This is a genomic window from bacterium (assembly GCA_024226335.1).
GTDB lineage: Bacteria > Myxococcota_A > UBA9160 > SZUA-336 > SZUA-336 > JAAELY01.
Genome location: JAAELY010000449.1, coordinates 1 through 822, shown reverse-complemented (window position 1 = coordinate 822; position 822 = coordinate 1). Strand labels below are relative to the sequence as shown.

Below are 822 nucleotides of genomic sequence, written 5' to 3'. Positions count from 1 at the left end.
CTCTCGGTCGATCAGTTCCTGCTCGCAGAGTTGAAGCAAGAAGCCGAGATGATCGACGTTCTCTTTCGAGCAGCGCGCCGCGATCTTCTCGCACTCATCGTACATGGTCGGCATTTTGAGGGCCTTGAGATGATGCTTCAGCAATACGGTACTCTTCGTTTCGAGTTTCTTCATGGCTGTCGTTCTCGCTTCTCATAAGTTGGTTGTATTTGCAGATGTGCGGTTCGGGGATGTTGTGGTCTTGCAGATGCGGACGGTCATCGAGTCGGAAGAGCTTGGCGGGCGACTCGCGGCCTTCCTGCAGAAGGATCCGGATAACGTCGACCGTCAGTGCGCCGATCTCCAACGCTCGCTCGATCGCCTTGCCCAACTCTTTGGGTGGATGGTTTTCCAGAAGCCGCAAGATCTTGATGAACTCGCGACGGCCCTCGCCGCCCGATTCCGATTCGAGCCGACGTCGAAGGATGGCGAAGCCGCAAGGAAGTTTCCACTGCTCGAACGGTTTGCCAAAGTCGAGCGCGTTCGGCTTACGCTCTAGCAGTGCCAGATAATGAATCGGCTCGTAGTGGACGTTCTCCGCTTCCCAATCGCGAACATGTTCGGCGATGACGTGGCTGTCGGCGACGATCCGCACCCTGTCGAGCGAGCCGACGACACGCACCTTGCGATGCGCGTACTGGGTCGGCACGCTGTAGTCGTTCCGATCGAACCGGACCAGTGACAGGCTGTTCGATTGCCCATTAACAACGCGTCTTGCCTCGAAACGGTTGTCTGGAATTGGGAGCATCGCCTGGCGATCCTCTTCGAGCAGTTCGACCTTCG

At 57.3% G+C, this 822-nt stretch carries 1 protein-coding gene; it reads right to left on the bottom strand.

Features of this window, described 5'->3' with window-relative positions; translation table 11 throughout:
• Positions 1–94: 94 nt before the first annotated feature.
• On the bottom strand, positions 95–822 hold a 728-nt coding region (locus GY725_21495), incomplete at its 5' end, for a hypothetical protein (protein ID MCP4006763.1).